This is a genomic window from Methylotenera mobilis JLW8 (assembly GCF_000023705.1).
Classification (GTDB): domain Bacteria; phylum Pseudomonadota; class Gammaproteobacteria; order Burkholderiales; family Methylophilaceae; genus Methylotenera; species Methylotenera mobilis.
Genome location: NC_012968.1, coordinates 208,838 through 230,690 on the forward strand (window position 1 = coordinate 208,838; position 21,853 = coordinate 230,690).

Sequence of the window (21,853 nt, forward strand, 5' to 3'; positions counted from 1 at the left end):
CTGCGCCCGAACTGACTTGGCATCTATGGTTCAGATTATTAGACTAAGATTATTATCTTTTGTTTAATTCCACAAATGGGCGTTTTGCTGAGCCTGTGTAAAGCTGGCGTGGTCTGCCAATTTTAGCTTCAGGGTCAGAGTGCATTTCAGACCACTGTGCAATCCAGCCTGCGGTTCTAGCGAGTGCAAAGATGGCGGTAAACATGCTGTTAGGAATGCCCATCGCGCGCATCACAATGCCGCTGTAGAAGTCTACGTTAGGATAAAGTTTGCGTGACACAAAGTATTCGTCTTCCAGCGCAATTTTCTCTAAAGCTAATGCCAGCTTGAACATCGGGTCATTGTTGAGCCCTAATACATCAAGCACTTCATGACAGGTTTTTCTCATAATGGCGGCTCTGGGGTCCATGTTACGGTACACGCGGTGACCGAAGCCCATTAGTCTGAAGCTGTCGGTTTTGTCTTTGGCGCGGTTAATGAACTCACCAATACGTGAAACATCACCAATTTCCTCCAGCATGTTCAGCGTGGCTTCGTTAGCGCCGCCGTGCGCTGGGCCCCATAGTGAGGCAATGCCTGCAGAGATACATGCAAACGGATTAGCACCACTGGAGCCTACGAGACGTACGGTCGATGTTGACGCGTTTTGCTCGTGGTCTGCGTGCAAGATTAGGATTCGCTCAAAAGCTTTTGCTAATACCGGGTTGGGCACATATTGCTCACATGGTGTAGCAAACATCATGTACATAAAGTTTTCCGCATAGTTCAAATGATTCTGCGGGTACATAAATGGCTGGCCTATATTGTACTTGTAGCTCCAAGCTGCGATGGTTGGCACTTTAGCCAGTAAGCGGTGCGCAGATATCTCGCGATGCTTAGGGTTAAGAATGTCCATGGAATCAAAATAGAATGCAGAGAGCGAACCCACTACACCCACCATCACCGCCATTGGGTGCGCATCACGTCTAAATCCACGGAAAATGTTGCTGAGCTGATCATGCAGCATGGTGCTACCGGTGATGGTGTCGGTAAATTGCTGCTTCTCAGTGCTATTTGGCAGTTCACCGTGCATTAGCAAGTAGGCTACTTCCAAGTAGTCACAGTGCTCAGCCAATTCTTCAATGGGGTAACCGCGGTGATACAGTAAACCTTGCTCACCATCAATATAAGTGATGTTGGAGTTACATGCTGCGGTAGACATAAAGCCGGGATCGTAAGTATATACGCCGTGTTTGCCTAAGCTGCGGATGTCAATGACATCGTTGCCCAATGAGCCAGAAAGCATCGGTAATTCAATCGGTGACTTGCCATTCTCGAAGCTGAGTGTTGCGGTACTTGTGTTGTTTTTCATGGTGTTTTTGCAGTTCTAATCATCATTGGGTGTGATTATACTTTATCAAAGCAAGCAGATACATGTTAATAGCTTACTAATTAACAGCTTACTAGGCTAGGTAGGTTTGGGTTTGGTAAAACTAGGCTTGGTAAATCGCACCTAAAATACGTAGGCCTTTGGCGCCGGTGACTTGCGGCAAGTTTGCTGTTTGTTTGGTGATGCATTGCTTGGCTAGCCATGCAAAGGCAATCGCTTCCACCCAGTCTACGCCCATACCCAACTGCTCTGTGGTGGCGATGGTGATGTCAGTCATCAGCGCTTGCAATTCATTTTGCAGTAATTTGTTTTTGGCGCCGCCGCCGCATAGGTAGATTTCATCTACCTGGCCGCAATGTTGGCGTACAGCATCGGTGATAGAGTGCGCACTTAGTGCTACTAGGGTGCGTGCAACATCATGGGCTGCACAGGCTGATTGGCTCAAGTGGTGGTTGAGCCAGCTTGTGTTAAACAAATCGCGGCCTGTACTTTTGGGCGGTGCGGCAGCAAAGTAAGGCTCGCTCAGCATGCTGGCGAGCAAGGGCTTAATCGTATTGCCGGTGCTGGCCCACTGACCATCCGCGTCGTAGTCTAAGTCTAAATGTTGTTTAATCCAGGCATCCAGTAGCATATTGCCGGGGCCTGAGTCAAAGCCAAATACAGTGCCGGTAGTGCTTAGGTAGGTAATATTGGCAATCCCGCCGATATTGATAATGGCGCGATTACGGGTGCTGTGGCTAAATACATCTCGATGAAAGGCTGGCACCAAAGGTGCGCCTTGGCCGCCAGCAGCAATATCTCTGCTTCTAAAGTCGCTTATTACGGTGATGCCGGTCAGTTCGCTTAGTAACGCTGCATTGCCAATTTGCATGGTAAAGCCTAATTCTGGGCGGTGTCTGATGGTTTGGCCGTGGCAGCCTATAGCAGTGATGGTACTGGAGTTTAATTGAGCATTGGCAAGCAACGCATTGACTGCATCTGCATAGAGTTGGGCAAGGGTATTGCCCATTTGTGCTGTTGTTTCCAGTTCGTTGGCTGTTGGGTGCTGTAACGCGAGAATTTGAGTGCGTAGCTCTACAGGGTAGGCTACGAAATGGGTTTTTAACAGTTGTAGCTGTTGCGCATGGTCAAATTTTACCAAAGCAACGTCTACTCCATCTAGGCTAGTGCCCGACATTAAGCCGATAAAAAGCTCGCTAGCCATGATGGAGGTCTGGTGCTACTAAATTATTCTAAAGCTGCGATATTGCTGGTGCCCAGCAATCTGAGCTGCGCAGTCATTTGGCTGCTGGTAGACTCAAATTTAGCTTTATTACTACCCTGAAGAATATTGGCTTTAGGCAAAGCAACTTTCATTGGGTCTTGGTGCTGGCCGTTGATCAAGAACTCATAATGCAAGTGCGGACCAGTCGCCACGCCAGACATTCCAACAAAGCCTATCATCTGGCCTTGTGTGATTTTAGCGCCACGACGCAGTTCTGGTGCAAAGCGTGAAAGATGGCCGTATAAAGTGCTTACACCATTTGCATGTTTCAGCACAATCACGTTGCCATAGCCGCCTTTTTGACCGACAAAATCAACCACAGCATCGGCAGATGCTTTAATGCGAGTGCCGGTAGGTGCGGCAAAGTCTACGCCCTTGTGTGCACGCATTCTTTGCAGTACCGGGTGGAATCTTGCTACGCTAAAGCCTGAGCTGACACGGCTAAATTCTAATGGTGAACGTAAGAACGATTTATGAGTGCTCTTACCTTCTGGGGTGTAGTATTGCATTTGGTTATTGCCATCGCGGAAGCCCACTGCGCGGTACACCTTGCCGTCGTTCACAAACTCTGCTGCCAGCACTTCGCCTACTTTAACTAATTCACCTTGGTCATAGCTGCCTTCATAAATTACATTAAAGTGATCGCCGCGGCGTAAATCGGTATGGAAGTTGATTTCACTTTCAAAAATATCGGCAAGTTGAATCGCGATATTATCTGGAATGTTGGCGGCATCGGTTGCGCCAAATAGTGAACTGGTGATTTTTGCTGATTTTAATATTGGGCGTACTTCTAACACACGGTCATCCTGCTTAGCGCTGTAGCCATCAGTAGTTTTTGTGATGGTTAAGAATGCATCGGCATTGATCTGGTATTCAAAATGAAACAAATTGCCATCGGCATCGGTCTCGGCCTTTACTTGGCGGCCTGGAATGATGGAACGTGCGATTTCGCTAGCAACGCTATCGGTGCGAATAAAGTCCAAGGCATCGCGGTTGCGGATGTTGACTCTGGCCAAGACGCTTTGTAATGTGTCGTCTCTGCGTACGTAATCTTTATACCAAAACCTCTCGGTTAAGTTGGCATCATCATTCTGTGCTTGTTCAACTGCGGGTAGGCTCACCTCTTCAACAACCATAGAAGTCGTAATGTTGGAAGTTAGTGTTTGCGGCGCGATACCGAACGCGGTGTAAATACCAAACAATGGAAGACAAGAGATTGCCAATACCCAACGCAGCTTAAATTTACGCTCTGATAAGCGTTGTTGCTTGCGTTCAGCTTTATTGGCGTTTTGCGTTAAAATAGAGTTTTGGGGTGATTGGTGATGATTGGGCTCGTTAATATCCACGGGCTAACCTTTACTTAATTATTTCAGCTCTTGATACTAACAGAAAATTGAGTTTACACAAATAAACTAGCAGTAAAAAAATACATAGAGTTTAAGGACGTCAAAACGTGAATATTGAAATCAGTCAACAGCTTGCAGTGATTAAACGTGGCGCAGACGAGCTGCTAATCGAAGCCGAATTAGTTGAGAAGCTTAAGAAAGGTCAGCCATTAAAAATCAAGGCAGGTTTTGACCCCACTGCGCCAGATTTGCATCTTGGGCATACTGTACTTATTAATAAGCTACGTCAGTTTCAGGAGCTTGGCCATAAAGTGCTGTTTCTGATTGGCGACTTCACCGGCATGATCGGTGACCCGACCGGTAAAAGCACAACGCGCCCGCCGTTGACTGCCGAGCAAGTGCAGGAAAACGCTAAGACTTATACTGCGCAGGTATTCAAGATATTGAAGCCGGAGCAAACCGAAGTAGTGTTCAACTCTAAATGGCTCAATGAGCTTGGCGCTGCAGGTATGCTTAAGTTGGCAGCTAGCCACACTGTGGCGCGTATGCTGGAGCGTGACGACTTTTCCAAGCGTTTTAAAGGTAACCAGCCGATTGCGATTCATGAGTTCCTCTATCCTTTGTTGCAAGGTTACGATTCTGTTGCGCTAAATGCGGATGTGGAGCTGGGTGGTACCGATCAGAAGTTTAACTTGCTGATGGGGCGTGAACTGCAGAAGCAAGCTGGACAGAGCCCGCAATGTGTACTTACTATGCCGTTGCTAGAAGGCTTAGATGGCGTAAATAAGATGTCTAAATCTTTAGGTAACTATATAGGTATCGCTGAAGCACCGGAAATTATCTTCGCCAAAATCATGTCGATCTCAGATGAGTTAATGTGGCGTTACGTAGAGTTGCTCTCATTTGAGTCGCTGGAAACTATTGCACAATGGAAAGCGGACGTTGCTAACGGCAGCAACCCGCGTGATATTAAAGTACGCTTCGCACAAGAGATTGTGGCGCGCTTCCATAGCCAAGCGGATGCAGAAAAAGCTTTGGCTGATTTTCAGACGCGCTCCAAAGGTGGTATACCGGATGATGTGCCTGAGGTGGCAGTGACGATTGATGCTGAGCAAGTGGGCGTGGCCCAGTTACTTAAGTTGGCTGGCTTGGTTGCGAGTACTTCAGAAGCGTTTCGTGCGATTGAGCAGGGTGGCGTTAAGTTGGACGGCGAGAAGGTTACAGACAAGGGTTTGATGTTAAGTAAAGCTAGCAGTGTGGTGGCGCAGGTAGGTAAGCGTAAGTTTGCAAATGTAACAATAATGTAACAATGAAAAAAGTAGTATGGGTTTGGTTGGAAGGTGTGTAGAATGCGCGCTTCGCTAATGAAACGATGTTGGTGAGCGGTAGTAAAAAGGCATTAAAAGCGTAATAAGTTATACAGTTAATATTAATTTAGAAAATGTTTAGAATTAGTATTGACGCGGTTTAAAAGCTCTGTATAATGCGCACCTCGTTAACGCAAAGCGTAACGACGGAAACGAAAAGTTCTTTAACAATATAACAACTGATAAGTGTGGGTGCTTGTGGATAAAGCAGCTGACTTAATCGCAACTAACTTGTTTTAGTGTTTACATTAAAATTTAACTTAGTTGATTGGCATTAAGTTCAGACTCAGAAAATACAAGTGCTTACACTGAAATTTATGACAAGACTGTAGAAATACATTCCTTGGAAATGAATTTGAGTCATTACTTATTTATAAGTAATAAAGCAAAAGCGAAATAACCACCTCGAAAGAGGAAAAAAGTAATAGTCAGAAATTAAACTGAAGAGTTTGATCCTGGCTCAGATTGAACGCTGGCGGAATGCTTTACACATGCAAGTCGAACGATGAAACCTAGCTTGCTAGGTTGATTAGTGGCGAACGGGTGAGTAATGTATCGGAACGTATCCAATAATGGGGGATAACTAACCGAAAGGTTAGCTAATACCGCATACGCCCTACGGGGGAAAGCAGGGGATCTTCGGACCTTGCGTTAATGGAGCGGCCGATATCTGATTAGCTAGTTGGTGAGGTAAAAGCTCACCAAGGCGACGATCAGTAGCTGGTCTGAGAGGACGACCAGCCACACTGGAACTGAGACACGGTCCAGACTCCTACGGGAGGCAGCAGTGGGGAATTTTGGACAATGGGCGAAAGCCTGATCCAGCCATTCCGCGTGAGTGAAGAAGGCCTTCGGGTTGTAAAGCTCTTTCGCAAGGGAAGAAAACTTATCCTCTAATAAAGGGTGAGGTTGACGGTACCTTGATAAGAAGCACCGGCTAACTACGTGCCAGCAGCCGCGGTAATACGTAGGGTGCGAGCGTTAATCGGAATTACTGGGCGTAAAGCGTGCGCAGGCGGTTTGGTAAGTCAGATGTGAAATCCCCGAGCTCAACTTGGGAACTGCGTTTGAAACTACCAGACTAGAATATGTCAGAGGGGGGTAGAATTCCACGTGTAGCAGTGAAATGCGTAGAGATGTGGAGGAATACCAATGGCGAAGGCAGCCCCCTGGGATAATATTGACGCTCATGCACGAAAGCGTGGGGAGCAAACAGGATTAGATACCCTGGTAGTCCACGCCCTAAACGATGTCTACTAGTTGTTGGTGGAGTAAAATCCATGAGTAACGCAGCTAACGCGTGAAGTAGACCGCCTGGGGAGTACGGTCGCAAGATTAAAACTCAAAGGAATTGACGGGGGCCCGCACAAGCGGTGGATTATGTGGATTAATTCGATGCAACGCGAAAAACCTTACCTGGCCTTGACATGTAACGAACTTTCCAGAGATGGATTGGTGCTCGAAAGAGAACGTTAACACAGGTGCTGCATGGCTGTCGTCAGCTCGTGTCGTGAGATGTTGGGTTAAGTCCCGCAACGAGCGCAACCCTTGCCATTAATTGCCATCATTTAGTTGGGCACTTTAATGGGACTGCCGGTGACAAACCGGAGGAAGGTGGGGATGACGTCAAGTCCTCATGGCCCTTATGGCCAGGGCTTCACACGTAATACAATGGTCGGTACAGAGGGTTGCCAAGCCGCGAGGTGGAGCCAATCCCAGAAAGCCGATCGTAGTCCGGATTGTAGTCTGCAACTCGACTACATGAAGTCGGAATCGCTAGTAATCGCGGATCAGCATGTCGCGGTGAATACGTTCCCGGGCCTTGTACACACCGCCCGTCACACCATGGGAGTGGGTTTTACCAGAAGTAGGTAGTCTAACCGCAAGGGGGACGCTTACCACGGTAGTATTCATGACTGGGGTGAAGTCGTAACAAGGTAGCCGTATCGGAAGGTGCGGCTGGATCACCTCCTTTCTAGAGACGTCTTTAGTTTGCAAGCATTCACACTTATCAGTTGTTAGTAGTCAGCAGCATCAATGATTGACCAAACATTGGCGGAAACGCTAAGTAAACCTTGAGGGTCTGTAGCTCAGCTGGTTAGAGCACCGTCTTGATAAGGCGGGGGTCGATGGTTCGAGTCCATCCAGACCCACCAGATTCACCTGAAAATGGGGGATTAGCTCAGCTGGGAGAGCACCTGCTTTGCAAGCAGGGGGTCAACGGTTCGATCCCGTTATCCTCCACCAAGTATTTGATGCTGTATGTAAGAAATTAGAAGCAAGTGTTGTTTGAATACAATCTTTGCTTCTAGTTTTTAACTAGACTGTTCTTTAACAAAATGGAAGAAGTAAAGTGAATACATATTATTGTGATGATAAATGTGTATTCAAAATGGGTAGTAATTGATTGCAAAATCGAAACATTTTGCTCGCATGAGTTTCAGAATGAAAGTTCTTGAAATAAATGTAAGTGAAATAAACCAGTCATTATTCTATAACCTTGGAATAATGACAAAGTTGCTTTAGAAAAGCCTATGACGGATGTCTCATGCATCATGGGATCTGAATTTAAAAAGGGTTCAGGTTTTAACGTTATAGGATCAAGCGAATAAGTGCATATGGTGGATGCCTTGGCGATTACAGGCGATGAAGGACGTGATAGCCTGCGTAAAGGTTCGGGGAGCTGGCAAATAAGCTTTGATCCGGACATGTCCGAATGGGGAAACCCACCCGCAAGGGTAACCGCTCCTGAATATATAGGGAGATGGTGGCAAACCGAGTGAACTGAAACATCTAAGTAGCTCGAGGAAAAGAAATCAACCGAGATTCCGTAAGTAGTGGCGAGCGAACATGGAATAGCCTGTTATTTTTAGCACATGCGATAGTAGAACGGAATGGAAAGTCCGGCCATAGAGGGTGATAGCCCCTTATACGAAATCCCGTGTGTGGAACTAGGGTAACGACAAGTAGGGCGGGGCACGAGAAACCTTGTCTGAACATGGGGGGACCATCCTCCAAGGCTAAATACTCGTAATCGACCGATAGTGAACCAGTACCGTGAGGGAAAGGCGAAAAGAACCCCGGGAGGGGAGTGAAATAGATCCTGAAACCGTATGCATACAAACAGTGGGAGCGGACTTGTTCCGTGACTGCGTACCTTTTGTATAATGGGTCAGCGACTTACATTCAGTAGCAAGCTTAACCGATAGGGGAGGCGTAGCGAAAGCGAGTCCGAATAGGGCGTCTAGTTGCTGGGTGTAGACCCGAAACCAAGTGATCTATCCATGGCCAGGATGAAGGTGCCGTAACAGGTACTGGAGGTCCGAACCCACAAATGTTGAAAAATTTGGGGATGAGCTGTGGATAGGGGTGAAAGGCTAAACAAACTTGGAAATAGCTGGTTCTCTCCGAAAACTATTTAGGTAGTGCCTCGTATATCATTCTCGGGGGTAGAGCACTGTTATGGCTAGGGGGTTCATAAGAACTTACCAAACCATTGCAAACTCCGAATACTGAGAAATGCAATTACGGGAGACAGTCCATGGGTGCTAACGTCCGTGGACAAGAGGGAAACAACCCAGACCGACAGCTAAGGTCCCAAATGACGTGCTAAGTGGAAAACGAAGTGGGAAGGCATAGACAGCCAGGATGTTGGCTTAGAAGCAGCCATCATTTAAAGAAAGCGTAATAGCTCACTGGTCGAGTCGTCCTGCGCGGAAGATGTAACGGGGCTAAGCACGTAACCGAAGCTTCGGATGCTGCATTCTTCGGAATGTATGCATGGTAGGAGAGCGTTCTGTAGGCCTGCGAAGGTGTGCTGTGAGGCATGCTGGAGGTATCAGAAGTGCGAATGCTGACATGAGTAGCGATAAAGGGAGTGAAAAGCTCCCTCGCCGAAAACCCAAGGTTTCCTGCGCAACGTTCATCGGCGCAGGGTGAGTCGGCCCCTAAGGTGAGGCAGAGATGCGTAGCTGATGGGAAACAGGTTAATATTCCTGTACCTGTATACAATGCGATGTGGGGACGGAGAAGGTTAGGTCAGCCGGGTGTTGGATGTCCCGGTTCAAGCGTGTAGGCAGATTCTTTAGGCAAATCCGGAGAGTCAATGCTGAGGCGTGATAACGAGCGTACTTGTACGTGAAGTGATTGATACCATGCTTCCAAGAAAAGCCACTAAGCTTCAGTTGTATAGAGACCGTACCGCAAACCGACACAGGTGGGTAGGATGAGAATTCTAAGGCGCTTGAGAGAACCCGGGAGAAGGAACTCGGCAAATTAGCACCGTAACTTCGGGAGAAGGTGCGCCCCGGTAGGTTGTAGAGATTTACTCTCGAAGGCCGATGGGGTTGCAGTGAAAAGGTGGCTGCGACTGTTTAATAAAAACACAGCACTCTGCAAACACGAAAGTGGACGTATAGGGTGTGACGCCTGCCCGGTGCTGGAAGATTAAATGATGGGGTGCAAGCTCTTGATTGAAGTCCCAGTAAACGGCGGCCGTAACTATAACGGTCCTAAGGTAGCGAAATTCCTTGTCGGGTAAGTTCCGACCCGCACGAATGGCGTAACGATGGCCACACTGTCTCCTCTCGGGACTCAGCGAAGTTGAAATGTTTGTGAAGATGCAATCTACCCGCGGCTAGACGGAAAGACCCCATGAACCTTTACTGTAGCTTTACATTGGACTTTGACAAGATTTGTGTAGGATAGGTGGGAGACGTTGAAGCGGAGTCGCTAGATTTCGTGGAGTCAACCTTGAAATACCACCCTGATGTTGTTGAGGTTCTAACCTAGGTCCGTAATCCGGACTGGGGACCGTGTATGGTGGGCAGTTTGACTGGGGCGGTCTCCTCCCAAAGAGTAACGGAGGAGTGCGAAGGTAACCTAGGTACGGTCGGAAATCGTACTGATAGTGCAATGGCATAAGGTTGCTTGACTGCGAGACGGACAGGTCGAGCAGGTGCGAAAGCAGGTCATAGTGATCCGGTGGTTCTGTATGGAAGGGCCATCGCTCAACGGATAAAAGGTACTCTGGGGATAACAGGCTGATTCCTCCCAAGAGTTCATATCGACGGGGGAGTTTGGCACCTCGATGTCGGCTCATCACATCCTGGGGCTGTAGCCGGTCCCAAGGGTATGGCTGTTCGCCATTTAAAGTGGTACGTGAGCTGGGTTTAAAACGTCGTGAGACAGTTTGGTCCCTATCTGCCGTGGGCGTTGGAAATTTGAAGGGACCTGCTCCTAGTACGAGAGGACCGGAGTGGACAGATCTCTGGTGGACCGGTTATCACGCCAGTGGTATAGCCGGGTAGCTAAATCTGGAAGAGATAAACGCTGAAAGCATCTAAGCGTGAAACTCGCCTTGAGATGAGATTTCCCTGGGGGTTTAACCCCCCTAAAGAGTCGTTCGAGACCAGGACGTTGATAGGTCGGATGTGGAAGCGCAGTAATGCGTTAAGCTGACCGATACTAATTGCTCGTGAGGCTTGATCCTATAACCTTAAAACTTGAGAACTTAATCAAGACTAATGGTTGTTTTAAAGCAAGATAATGTAATCAATAGCCCAATTTAATCCGATGTGAAAACATCGTAGACTTTACTTCTTCCAATTTGTTACAGACGCCTCATGAAAATGAGACGGCAACACAGCATAATCGCTTGTGTGTTTGAAGATTAAACACATGAGACACCAGTTATGCTTGGCGGCCATAGCGGTTTGGACCCACCCCTTCCCATCTCGAACAGGGCCGTGAAACGAACCAGCGCCAATGATAGTATGCTTTTTGCATGCGAAAGTAGGTCACTGCCAAGCTATTTATACCAAAAGCCCTGTTACGTGAGTGACAGGGCTTTTTTACGTCTGTAGGGCGCATAGGGGCGCTGATAAGGCATCAAGTGCCGGCTATGGCCTTCAGCGGGCTCCTCTTTTATCTGAGCTTCGTTGAGAGGGGTGACGCAGGCGGGGATGTCGGGCGATTTTCTGAAGACTCTACTTATCAAGCTAACTCTTCCGCCATCTTTCATTAGCCGATTATCTGTCCTGTTTGCTACAGGCTTTATACTTAAGCATTGTGTGCTAATATCCCAAGTGATTGAATTATTTCTATTAATTCTAAGAACCTAACAAGTATTGGCGTCGTCTATGTACTAATTGAGTACCTGATACTGATGCTTGCTGAGGATTGATACTGGATAAGCTATGACAAATTCTAACGATAACTTTGAAGCAGATAGCGCCGTTTATAAAACATTGCTGGAGTCTACTAAGGCGATTCCTTGGAAGATTGATTGGAACACGCTGCAGTTCTCTTATATCGGGCCACAAATCGAACAGTTGTTAGGCTGGACACCCGCTAGTTGGGTAACCGTAGAGGATTGGGCTTCGAGAATGCATCCCGAAGACCGTGCGTGGGTGGTTGATTATTGTGTGGCGCAGTCTAAATCTGGCACTGACCATGAGGCAGATTATCGTGCGCTGACCAAAGATGGCGAGTATGTGTGGATTCGAGATGTGGTGCATGTAGTACGCAATGCCGAAGGTATGGTAGAGGCGCTAATTGGCTTTATGTTCGATATTACCGAACGTAAGAATACAGAGCAGAAGTTGATTGTATTGCAAAAAGAGCTGGAAGAGCTTTCGTTTAAAGATGCACTGACGGGTGTCTATAATCGTCGTATGTTTGACTCTGTAATGGAAGTGGAGTGGGCTAACGCTAAGCGCAACCATCAGCCGCTTTCGCTCCTAATGTTAGATATTGATTACTTCAAGCAATATAACGATCATTATGGCCATATTCATGGCGATGAGTGTTTAAAGCTTGTAGCAAAAGCGTTAAGTAACGTGGGCACTAGGTCGCGTGACTTCTTTGCGCGTTTTGGCGGTGAAGAGTTTATTGTTGTTTTACCGGAAACTGACGCAGCCGCGGCTAATATGATTGCGGAGCGCTGCCGTAGTTTGATTTTTAAGGCACAGATTCCGCATGAGAAGTCTTTGGTGAGCCAAATACTCACGGTAAGTATCGGCGTGAGCACGATTATCCCTGCGCACAGTGACCAAGCGATTGATTTGATTGCTAAAGTGGATAGGCAGTTATATCAAGCCAAAGAAAAAGGTAGAAATCGTATTGCTTAATGATTTCTACCTTTAGTCTGTTCTAGCTTACGCCGCAAACACGCGTACATTCCTAGGGTAAACATGGACATGCTGCGCTGGTGTTAGCTTGAGCTCACGAAAGCGCTCCTGCGTGAGTTCAGCCTCAATGAGTTCAGTATGATCATGACGCTCTAGCTCTACTTTTACTAGCGGACCAACTGCATTGACGTAACGCACGATAGCTTCAAAACCGACGCGATCAGATTTTTTTGCATTGTAAATTTCAATGTCATGTGGGCGCACGAAAGCCAATGCTGGCGTGTTCTGTGTATCTTCATGAGCATCTAGTTTTAAATCTACCCCTGCCACTTGTGCTGAACCTTGATGGATATGGCTATCAAACTGATTGACGTTGCCTAAGAACTGGTAGACAAACGGTGATACCGGGTGGTCGTACACTTCTTGTGGCGTACCAATTTGCTCAATCTTGCCGCGGTTGATCACAACGACACGGTCAGCAACCTCTAGCGCTTCTTCCTGATCATGGGTCACGAAAATACTGGTGATATGCAACTCATCGTGTAAGCGACGTAGCCAGCGACGCAGTTCTTTACGTACCTTAGCATCCAGTGCACCAAATGGCTCATCCAGCAGTAATACTTTAGGTTCAACCGCTAGTGCGCGTGCCAAAGCAATCCGTTGACGTTGGCCACCTGATAGCTGTGGTGGATAACGGTCAGCTAACCAGTCTAACTGCACTAGCTCTAGCAGCTCATGTACACGGCGTTTAATCTCGGCGTCTGATGGGCGTGTCTGCTTAGGACGTACACGTAAGCCAAAAGCGACATTTTCAAATACGGTCATATGGCGGAACAATGCATAGTGCTGAAATACAAAGCCGACTTCACGTTCTTGCACTTGGCGCTCGGTGGCATCGTTACCGTGAAATAAGATATTGCCTGAGTCTGGTGTTTCTAAGCCAGCGATGATGCGCAGCAACGTAGTCTTACCGCAACCTGATGGACCTAACAAAGCAACAAGTTCACCGCTAGGGACATCCAAGCTTACATCGTTAAGAGCGCTAAATTGTCCAAAATTCTTTTTAATGTTACGTATTTCTATACTCATGGTTGTATTCCAAAATAATGGTTGTGCGAGTGATAATGAATAAGTTAAGTGCTAAGCCGAAGTGCTAGGCAGACTCATGCTGTATTGCATTTCTAGCGACTTGCCACTCAACAAAAGTTTTGAGCGCTAAAGTAACTAGGGCAAGCAATGCCAATAAGGAGGCTACGGCGAATGCTGCTGCGTAGTTATATTCGTTATATAAAATCTCTACATGCAGCGGCAAGGTGTTGGTCATGCCACGGATATGGCCAGAGACAACAGAAACTGCGCCAAACTCGCCCATCGCCCGTGCGTTGGTAAGAATCACGCCATATAGCAGGCCCCATTTCACATTAGGCAAGGTGATGCGCCATAAAATCTGCCAGCCAGAGGCGCCTAATACCAGGCCTGCTTCTTCCTCATCTTTGCCTTGTGCCTGCATCAATGGAATCAATTCTCTGGCCACAAATGGGAAGGTGACAAAGATGGTGGCTAGTACAATGCCAGGTATTGCGAAAATAACTTTGATATCGTTATCGACCAATGTCGAACCAAACCAGCCTTGGATGCCAAAAATTAGCACGTAAATCAAGCCGGCAATTACTGGCGATACCGCAAACGGCAAGTCAATTAAGGTGATAAGTATGCTCTTGCCTTTAAATTCAAACTTAGTGATGGCCCACGCTGCCGCTACCCCAAACACCAAGTTAAGTGGCACCGCAATCAGCGCGGCGATAAATGTAAGCTTAATGGCCGATAATGCATCAGGATCCACCAGTGCGGTAATGTAAGTGTCAAAGCCTTTGCGCAGTGCCTCGGTAAATACTGCAGCCAATGGCACAAATAAAAATAAGGTTAAAAAAGTGAGTGCAATAGCCGTTAGTAAATAACGAATCCATACAGGTTCAGAAGTAGCGCGGCTACGCTCAACCTTGTTACGGTAGCTGCTATATTGTGTTGTTGCGGTTGCTGACATAACTGTCCTAATAAAATGGGTGGTTAATGTGATTTGTTTAATTAGCTAGCGGCAGTGCGGTTGCGATTTGACCACCATTGCAAACCGTTAATCGCAAATAGCAGTAGGAACGAAATCACCAGCATGACCACAGCAACCGCTGTAGCGCCTGCATAGTCGTATTGCTCTAATTTAGTAATAATAATGAGCGGGGTGATCTCCGAAACCATGGGCATGTTACCCGCGATAAAAATGACTGAACCGTACTCACCGATAGCACGTGCAAAAGCTAAGGCAAAACCGGTAAGCAGTGCAGGCCAGATCGCTGGGAAAATGATTTTGAAAAAAGTCTGCAAGCGGTTTGCGCCCAGACTGGCGGCTGCTTCTTCGGTTTCAGCTTCCAAGTCTTCCAATACTGGCTGCACGGTACGTACCACAAACGGCAGCCCGATAAAGGTCAGTGCGACAATCACGCCAATTGGGGTGAACGCAACTTTGATGCCCAGTGGCTCTAGCCATGCACCTATCCAGCCATTAGTTGAGTAAACCGCAGTAAGGGCAATGCCGGCAACTGCCGTTGGTAAGGCAAAGGGTAAATCTACGATGGCATCAATCAGTTTTTTACCTGGGAATTTGTAGCGCACAAGCACCCAGGCCGTGAGCAGGCCGAACACTGCGTTAATCAAAGCGCCAACTAATGATGCGCCAAAGGTGAGCTTGTAAGATGCCACTACGCGAGGTGCAGTGATGACCTCCCAAAACTCAGGCATACTCAGTTCTGTCGTCTTAATAAAAGCCGCAGACAAGGGGATAAGCACAATTAAGCTTAAGTAAAATATCGTAAAACCTAGTGATAGGTTAAAGCCCGGGAGAATGTTTTTTTGCTTGGCCATAGTTTTGTTCTGAGTTGTGAATGCGTGTTAATTTAACCGATAGTTAAATAACAATTAAATAATATTTAATTGTTTCTATATATCTAATTGTTATTTAAATGCCGGTGCAGCAAGCGCTGCGCAGGGTTAAGCGACTTTATGTAGTGCAGAGAGTTTGTTCAGTGCCGACGACGGTTGTAAGGCTTTAGCGTTCACTGGTCTTGCCAAGAAGTAGCCTTGTACAAATTGCCCACCTGACTCAATGGCAATATCTAGCTGGGTTTGTGTTTCAATCCCGGTAATGATGGTTTGCGCGCCGCTTTCATTGATCAAGTTAATGAGGCCTGGCAATATTTTTTGCACGCGATGGTTGCCTTCGGCTTGTTGAATAATGCTTAAATCCAGTTTGACGTAATCTGGTGATAGTTTCCACAGGCGATCAATATGTGATTTCTTACCACCAAAACCATCAATTGAAATGTGGTAAGCGCGGTCACGATAGTTGTCGATCGCTTCTGACAGTTGTTTGTCTTGTTCTATTTCACTTTCTTTAATCTCAATCACAACGCGGTGCGTTGGTACTGAGTTGGCATGCAGGATGCGCTCAAACACTTTACCGTGCGTATTCACGGAAACGAGTAGCTTAGGATGTACATTCAGAAATAGCAGCCCGTTTTCTGCGTATATCTGTTTAAAGTTTAATACGTGCAGCGTTCTGGCGACACGGTCAAATTGCACCAGTTTGCCGGTTTGCTCGGCATAGGTGAAGGCGAACTCCGGTGTGCTGGTCAGTTCGCCTCCAAGGGATGGTCGCAATAATGCTTCGTGACCAATTAAATCGCCTGCCTGAATGTCATATATAGGTTGAAATGCAGTATTTAATTGAACGCCTAAGAACGTGCTGTTAAATTCACCTGTTGATTGTTCAGCTAAGCCGTAATCATCTAAATCTAAAAATAATGATTCTTTAAGCTGCAATCTTAATTGTTCAATCGGCGAGCTTGCGTTGGTTGTTGGTACTGTCATTTTTGTATCCTTTAAATCCATATCATTTCAATCATTAGTGCAGGCGAATTAATAGTTACTTTTGATAAATCTGATCAAAAGTACCGCCGTCAGAGAAGTGCGTCTTTTGTGCTTTTTGCCAACCGCCAAACGCTTCATCAATTTTGATTAAGTTAACTTTTGGAAATTGACTTTCATATTTCTTCGCCACTGCCTCTGAAGTTGGACGGTAGTAATTCTTAGCTGCAATTTCTTGGCCTTCCTCTGTGTACAAGTACTCAAGGTAAGCTTTAGCTACAGCTTCTGTGCCGTGTTTCTTCGCAAACTTGTCAACGACAGTCACTGGTGGTTCAGCCAGGATAGATAGTGATGGCACTACGATTTCAAACTTACCTACGCCTAATTCTTTTTGAGCTAGGAACGCTTCGTTTTCCCATGCTAGTAATACGTCGCCGATGCCGCGCTCAACGAATGTCGTGGTTGAGCCGCGAGCCCCGGTATCTAACACCGGTACATTTTTCAGCAGTTTGCCAACGAACTCTTTAGTTTTAGCTTCATCGCCACCGTATTTTTTCTGTGCAAATGCCCATGCTGCTAAGTAGTTCCAGCGTGCGCCACCTGAGGTTTTAGGGTTAGGCGTAATCACGGACACACCTGGTTTTACTAGGTCATCCCAATCCTTAATACCTTTAGGGTTGCCTTTGCGCACTAGCAACACGATGGTTGAGGTGTAAGGTGAGCTGTTGTGAGCTAAACGTTTTTGCCAATCTTTAGGGATTAACTTGCCTTTTTCATGCAACTGATCCACGTCGTACGCAAGGGCAAGGGTAGCTACGTCTGCATCTAAGCCATCAATAATGGCGCGCGCTTGTTTTCCAGATCCGCCGTGTGATGCTTTTACCGTGACTTTGTCACCAGTTTTGGCTAGCCAATATTTGCTGAATGCTGCGTTGAAGTCTTGGTAGAGCTCACGTGTCGGGTCGTAAGAAACGTTGAGTAGGGTGATGTCTTTGGCAGACGCTGTGATTGGCGCTACAAAGCTAATAGTTGCTGCGAGTACTGCAATGGCGAGTAATGATTTTTTCATGGTTTATATCCTTATTAATAATTAAGTTTAGGTATCTTCTATTGGTGGACAACAAGGCATTTTTATATCCTTTACTTCTTAAATCAGCCGCACCTATTAACAGGTGCGGCTGATGGTTTCGTTTAAATCAATCAGTGCTTAGAAAGCCACTTGGAGGCGTGCTAGCAATGCATTTTCACTTTGACGATCACGTATATTGGTACCTGCAGCGTTTACTGCAGTAACACCTACACCAGCACCGCCATCAAATGTGGTGTGGGAATAGTTAAGTTGCGCTTTAACATCCTGGTTTAAATACCAGTTGACACCAGCCGTCCATGATTTAGCAGATTTGGCACTAGTGGATAAATCTGCGTAAGTGTTTGCTGAGAATGATGTGCCAGCTTTGTTTTTGAAGGTATCGCTATCCAGATTGATTTCGCTGTAGCGTGCTACTAATTCCCAAGCACCCCAACCGCCTTTATCAATATCAAAGTTATTTTTAGGTTTTACCCCGCGGAAAGAGGCATCTTCACCGGTTAACAAGTATGAGACTGCAACTTGCCATGCATCATGGCTGAGAGATTTACTGGTGCCTGGTGTAATAACGGTATTGCCGCCGCTGCCACCACCTGATGCTGAGCCACCAGTAGATAAGCTTACATCTTGCTTAACGCGTGCATACTCTGTGATTAAACCGAACGGACCGTAGTAGTAACTTGCTTGTGGCGCAATACGTGTACGTTTGCCATCGGCTACTGTTGCACTGCCGTATCTGAAGAAGGTTTGCTGGCCGTCGGTTACGTAGCTTGGTAAACCGTTTCTGGTCGCATCTGCTGCAGAGGTATCCGTGAAGTTTAGGTTACGTTCGCCATCGATATTGGTTGTAGTGCCTGCGATACCAAAGCCTAAACCTGATAGTGCATTGGTTTCGTCTTTAAATGGCGTTGCAAATAAACGGGCAGTAAACTCTTTGCTGCCATCAAACTCTGAAGTGCCGCTAGCATTGCCGCCGTCGACCACGCCGTTATTCACACCAAACGCGTAGTTCAGTTTGTCGCCCAGCACGTCACCGTAGACGGAAACGCCCAAATCACGATTTGGCAAAATAGCGTTAGTTACGTAGCTACGTTCAACGAATTTAATATCACCGCCACCTTGTAAGCGCTCTAAACCGACAAATGGTTTGTATTTACCAGCGCGGATTTTAAATGCAGGGTCTAAACGCGCATCTAAATAAGCATCAATCACTGTTGCGTTGCCGCCAGCAAGCTCAGGTGTAAAGCGGAAGTCGTATTTACCAAATAAGGTACCCTCAATGGTTGGACGTACGCGGCGTAGTAAGGCTGTATCATTGGCATCGTGGAAACCATTGGCATCCAAATTGCCAGCACGTGCGTTGCTGCGGTTACGTACATCGTTGGCACCATCTTGGTATGAGCGATAATCGGATTGGAATAAACCGCGCAGCTTAATTGCATTTTTACCGTCAGCTGACTCTAGGCCAAAACCATTGGCACTGGCTTTCACCACAGGGGTTTCTTTTTTAGCTGCGGCGGCAGTCTCTTCGTTGATCTCACCTTTACGTTCAATCACTTTTACTTTTTGGTTAAGCTCTTGTACTAAAGCGCGTAGCTCTTCTAGCTCATTGCTATCATTGGCATGAGCAATGACAGGTGACGACAAGAAGCCAGCTGATAATAGTGTGGCGGCAAATTTTGAATATTGGAATTGCATACTAAATCTCCTGAGTCAAACTTCCAGTTAACTGGTCAGCTAATCTAAATTAATGGTTTTAATTAATAGTGTTATTGCGCTGCTGGTGCAGTTACGAAAGTTTGCTAATGTTTCCTGAGATTGAAGCGTGCTGAACCCTTAATCTCTCGCGCTTTTCGATAAAGGTCACACGCCCTTCGTGCACGCTGACTTCAATCGAACCAAATCCAGAGCCACCGCGGAGTTCTTCCGCTACACGTAAAATTTCTTGAGTAGCAGTTTTGGTGGTTGGGTTGTTTGGCATCTGCGTTTAATTAGTTAATTGCTAATGAGGTACGCACTATAAATAAACTCTTTAATAATTAAAAATAATTAATTATCATAAATTTATAACCAAAAAGAATATAAAGTGGTAATTCATGTAAAAAGCACAAAAAGCGCACTTTATTAACTGTAGTGTTTCCAATTCATTGAATTGATTGGTATAATGCGGATGAATTTTTTGATGGGCTTTGTGCCCATTTTTTGTTTCTGCAATTTGCGTATACAAATGTGCGTATGCAGGTTGTGCAGTGAAAGTAGAGGGCCGATATATGCAAGATTTGCAAACGTTAATAGAAAAGTCAGTAAGCCAGTTAGGCTATGAGCTTGTTGATTTGGAGATTTCTAATCGAGGCAAATTGTTGCGTGTGTTTATTGATAAGCAAAATCCTGCTGATAGTAAAGACAGTGTGAACATTGACGATTGCGTGCTGGTTAGCAATCAGTTGGGTAACTTGCTGGCGGTTGAGCATGAAATTGATTACGACCGTTTGGAAGTGTCATCTCCAGGCATGGATCGCGTATTGAAAAAAGAGGCAGACTACGTGAGGTTTGTGGGCGAGCGCGTATCCATCAAGTTGCGTGTGGGTATCAAAGATGAAGGCCCTAACGCTACAGAAACAACCTTGCCACGAAAAACTTTTTTAGGTTTGATTCAAGGCGTAGAAGATGGACATTTGTTGCTGGAGTTTGAAGGGTTCACCTACAAAATGGCGCTCAGCAATATTGATAAAGCACGATTAAGCCCAGTGTTTTAAACGCTAGTGGGCGTGTTGGTAAGTATTTAATAAATAAGGCAGTTAATCTGCAATATATAGTCGGAGATTGAAAATGAGTCGTGAAATTTTACTGTTGGTAGATGCCTTGGCGCATGAAAAAAACGTTGATAAAAGCGTTATCTTTACCGCGCTAGAGCTTGCTTTGGCTTCGGCTACAAAGAAAAAACATCACGATGATGCCGATGTGCGTGTGGCTATCGACCGCGAAAGTGGTGAGTACCAAACATTCAGACGTTGGCAGTATGTAGATTATGACTTATTAGAAAACTCTGCGTATCAAATTGATGAGGAAGATGAGCGCTCTAAAGGCTTAACTATCGGCGACTATTACGAAGAGCCTTTAGAAAACCTCGAGTTCGGTCGTATTGGCGCACAAGCTGCCAAGCAAGTGATTTTGCAAAAAGTACGTGAAGCTGAGCGTGAGCAAATCTTGCAAGACTTCTTAGCGCGCGACGAAAAGCTGGTGACCGGCGTAATCAAACGCATGGAAAAAGGTAATGCGATTATTGAAGTAGGTCGTATCGAGTCTTTACTGCCACGTGAGCAAATGATTCCAAAAGAGAACTTGCGTGTGGGTGACCGTGTGCGTGCTTACTTGCTGCGTATCGAGCGCAGCGGCCGTGGCCCGCAATTAATTTTGTCTAGAATTATCCCTGAGTTCTTGGTGCGCTTGTTCGAGTTGGAAGTGCCTGAAATTGAAGAGGGCTTGTTAGAGATTCGCTCTGCTGCTCGCGATCCTGGCTTGCGTTCAAAAATTGCAGTAAAAAGCAATGATCAGCGCCTAGACCCAGTGGGTACTTGTGTAGGTATGCGCGGTTCACGTGTACAGGCGGTGACTGGTGAGTTGGCTGGTGAGCGTGTGGATATCGTGTTGTGGAGCATGGAGCCAGCACAGTTTGTGATTAATGCAATGTCGCCAGCTGAAGTGTCTAGCATCGTGGTTGATGAAGATGCGCATAGCATGGATGTCGTGGTGGAAGAAGAGCAGTTGGCACTAGCCATTGGTCGTAGCGGCCAAAACGTGCGTTTGGCTTCAGAGCTGACCGGCTGGACATTGAACATCTTAACTGTTGATCAGGCTGCACAGAAAAACCAAGAAGAGTACGCTGGTGTGAGTCAATTGTTTATGGAAAAACTAGACGTTGATGAAGAAGTGGCTGAAATTCTAGTGCAAGAAGGCTTTAGCACCTTGGAAGAAATTGCTTATGTACCATTAGCTGAAATGAACCAAATCGAAGCTTTTGATGAAGATACTGTGGAAGAGTTGCGTAAACGTGCTCGTGCTGCATTGTTGACAGAAGCCATCGCTAAAGAAGAAAAAGTGGAAGAGGCTGCAGAAGACTTGTTGACGCTAGAAGGTATGGATGATGCAACTGCACATCAACTAGCAGCAAAAGGCATCTCAACTATGGACGATTTGGCCGAGCTAGCAATTGATGAGTTGGTTGAGTTAACCAATATGGACGAAGAGCGCGCAAAAACACTAATCATGACAGCTCGCGCGCCTTGGTTTAAATAATAATATTCAAATGTAGCGCTTTATGGTTATCGGCCAACTCAGGTTAGTCGAACTAAAGCGTAGTAATAATGAGTGG

Annotated in this window: 14 protein-coding genes, 2 tRNA genes and 3 rRNA genes; 9 read left to right on the forward strand and 10 right to left on the reverse strand. The window is 46.3% G+C overall.

Annotated elements, in window-relative coordinates; translation table 11 throughout:
* Positions 1-52: 52 nt before the first annotated feature.
* The 3 genes from gltA to MMOL_RS00980 all read right to left on the reverse strand — a co-directional run bounded on the left by gltA (position 53) and on the right by MMOL_RS00980 (position 3,979).
* Positions 53-1,351, reverse strand: a complete 1,299-nt coding sequence (gltA, locus tag MMOL_RS00970) for a citrate synthase (protein WP_012777564.1) — start codon at positions 1,349-1,351, stop codon at positions 53-55.
* Between the two features lie 121 nt (positions 1,352-1,472).
* On the reverse strand, positions 1,473-2,573 hold the full coding sequence (locus MMOL_RS00975) for an anhydro-N-acetylmuramic acid kinase (protein ID WP_012777565.1): 1,101 nt from the start codon (positions 2,571-2,573) through the stop codon (positions 1,473-1,475).
* Positions 2,574-2,596: 23 nt separating this feature from the next.
* A complete protein-coding gene (locus MMOL_RS00980) occupies positions 2,597-3,979 on the reverse strand; it encodes a M23 family metallopeptidase (RefSeq protein WP_012777566.1) in 1,383 nt (460 codons plus the stop codon).
* Positions 3,980-4,086: 107 nt separating this feature from the next.
* On the opposite strand from MMOL_RS00980, the gene tyrS reads away from it, so the two are divergent.
* From tyrS to MMOL_RS01015, 7 genes are all read left to right on the forward strand, one after another.
* A complete protein-coding gene (gene tyrS / locus MMOL_RS00985; RefSeq protein ID WP_012777567.1) occupies positions 4,087-5,286 on the forward strand; it encodes a tyrosine--tRNA ligase in 1,200 nt (399 codons plus the stop codon).
* A gap of 497 nt (positions 5,287-5,783) precedes the next feature.
* Positions 5,784-7,321: ribosomal RNA gene (locus tag MMOL_RS00990) — 16S ribosomal RNA — on the forward strand.
* 104 nt (positions 7,322-7,425) lie between these two features.
* Positions 7,426-7,502 (forward strand) — tRNA-Ile (locus tag MMOL_RS00995).
* A 15-nt stretch (positions 7,503-7,517) separates the two neighbouring features.
* A tRNA-Ala gene (locus MMOL_RS01000) sits at positions 7,518-7,593 on the forward strand.
* A 351-nt stretch (positions 7,594-7,944) separates the two neighbouring features.
* A 23S ribosomal RNA gene (locus MMOL_RS01005) occupies positions 7,945-10,837 on the forward strand.
* Positions 10,838-11,042: 205 nt separating this feature from the next.
* A 5S ribosomal RNA gene (gene rrf, locus MMOL_RS01010) occupies positions 11,043-11,156 on the forward strand.
* The 16S, 23S and 5S rRNA genes sit together here with 2 tRNA genes alongside, the layout of an rRNA operon.
* A 387-nt stretch (positions 11,157-11,543) precedes the next feature.
* Positions 11,544-12,476 carry a sensor domain-containing diguanylate cyclase gene (locus tag MMOL_RS01015; protein WP_012777568.1) on the forward strand — a complete coding sequence of 311 codons (933 nt, stop codon included), beginning with the start codon at positions 11,544-11,546 and terminating at the stop codon, positions 12,474-12,476.
* A gap of 27 nt (positions 12,477-12,503) precedes the next feature.
* Here MMOL_RS01015 and MMOL_RS01020 read toward each other — a convergent pair whose 3' ends face one another.
* The 7 genes from MMOL_RS01020 to MMOL_RS01050 all read right to left on the reverse strand — a co-directional run bounded on the left by MMOL_RS01020 (position 12,504) and on the right by MMOL_RS01050 (position 19,462).
* Entirely contained in the window at positions 12,504-13,565 is a 1,062-nt protein-coding gene (locus MMOL_RS01020; RefSeq protein ID WP_012777569.1) for a sulfate/molybdate ABC transporter ATP-binding protein, read from the reverse strand.
* A gap of 64 nt (positions 13,566-13,629) precedes the next feature.
* Positions 13,630-14,520, reverse strand: a complete 891-nt coding sequence (cysW, locus tag MMOL_RS01025) for a sulfate ABC transporter permease subunit CysW (protein WP_012777570.1) — start codon at positions 14,518-14,520, stop codon at positions 13,630-13,632.
* Positions 14,521-14,561: 41 nt separating this feature from the next.
* Positions 14,562-15,392, reverse strand: a complete 831-nt coding sequence (cysT, locus tag MMOL_RS01030) for a sulfate ABC transporter permease subunit CysT (protein WP_012777571.1) — start codon at positions 15,390-15,392, stop codon at positions 14,562-14,564.
* 126 nt (positions 15,393-15,518) lie between these two features.
* Positions 15,519-16,397, reverse strand: a complete 879-nt coding sequence (locus MMOL_RS01035) for an EAL domain-containing protein (RefSeq protein ID WP_012777572.1) — start codon at positions 16,395-16,397, stop codon at positions 15,519-15,521.
* A 55-nt stretch (positions 16,398-16,452) separates the two neighbouring features.
* Positions 16,453-17,463 carry a sulfate ABC transporter substrate-binding protein gene (locus MMOL_RS01040; RefSeq protein ID WP_012777573.1) on the reverse strand — a complete coding sequence of 337 codons (1,011 nt, stop codon included), beginning with the start codon at positions 17,461-17,463 and terminating at the stop codon, positions 16,453-16,455.
* A 138-nt stretch (positions 17,464-17,601) separates the two neighbouring features.
* On the reverse strand, positions 17,602-19,179 hold the full coding sequence (locus MMOL_RS01045) for an OprO/OprP family phosphate-selective porin (RefSeq protein ID WP_012777574.1): 1,578 nt from the start codon (positions 19,177-19,179) through the stop codon (positions 17,602-17,604).
* A 91-nt stretch (positions 19,180-19,270) separates the two neighbouring features.
* Positions 19,271-19,462 carry a YezD family protein gene (locus MMOL_RS01050; protein WP_012777575.1) on the reverse strand — a complete coding sequence of 64 codons (192 nt, stop codon included), beginning with the start codon at positions 19,460-19,462 and terminating at the stop codon, positions 19,271-19,273.
* A 289-nt stretch (positions 19,463-19,751) separates the two neighbouring features.
* On the opposite strand from MMOL_RS01050, the gene rimP reads away from it, so the two are divergent.
* Complete coding sequence (gene rimP / locus MMOL_RS01055; RefSeq protein WP_012777576.1) at positions 19,752-20,237, forward strand: ribosome maturation factor RimP; 486 nt, start codon at positions 19,752-19,754, stop codon at positions 20,235-20,237.
* Between the two features lie 73 nt (positions 20,238-20,310).
* The gene (gene nusA / locus MMOL_RS01060) at positions 20,311-21,777 is read left to right on the forward strand and encodes a transcription termination factor NusA (protein WP_012777577.1); all 1,467 of its coding nucleotides are present in this window, start codon (positions 20,311-20,313) and stop codon (positions 21,775-21,777) included.
* The last annotated feature ends 76 nt before the right edge of the window (positions 21,778-21,853 follow it).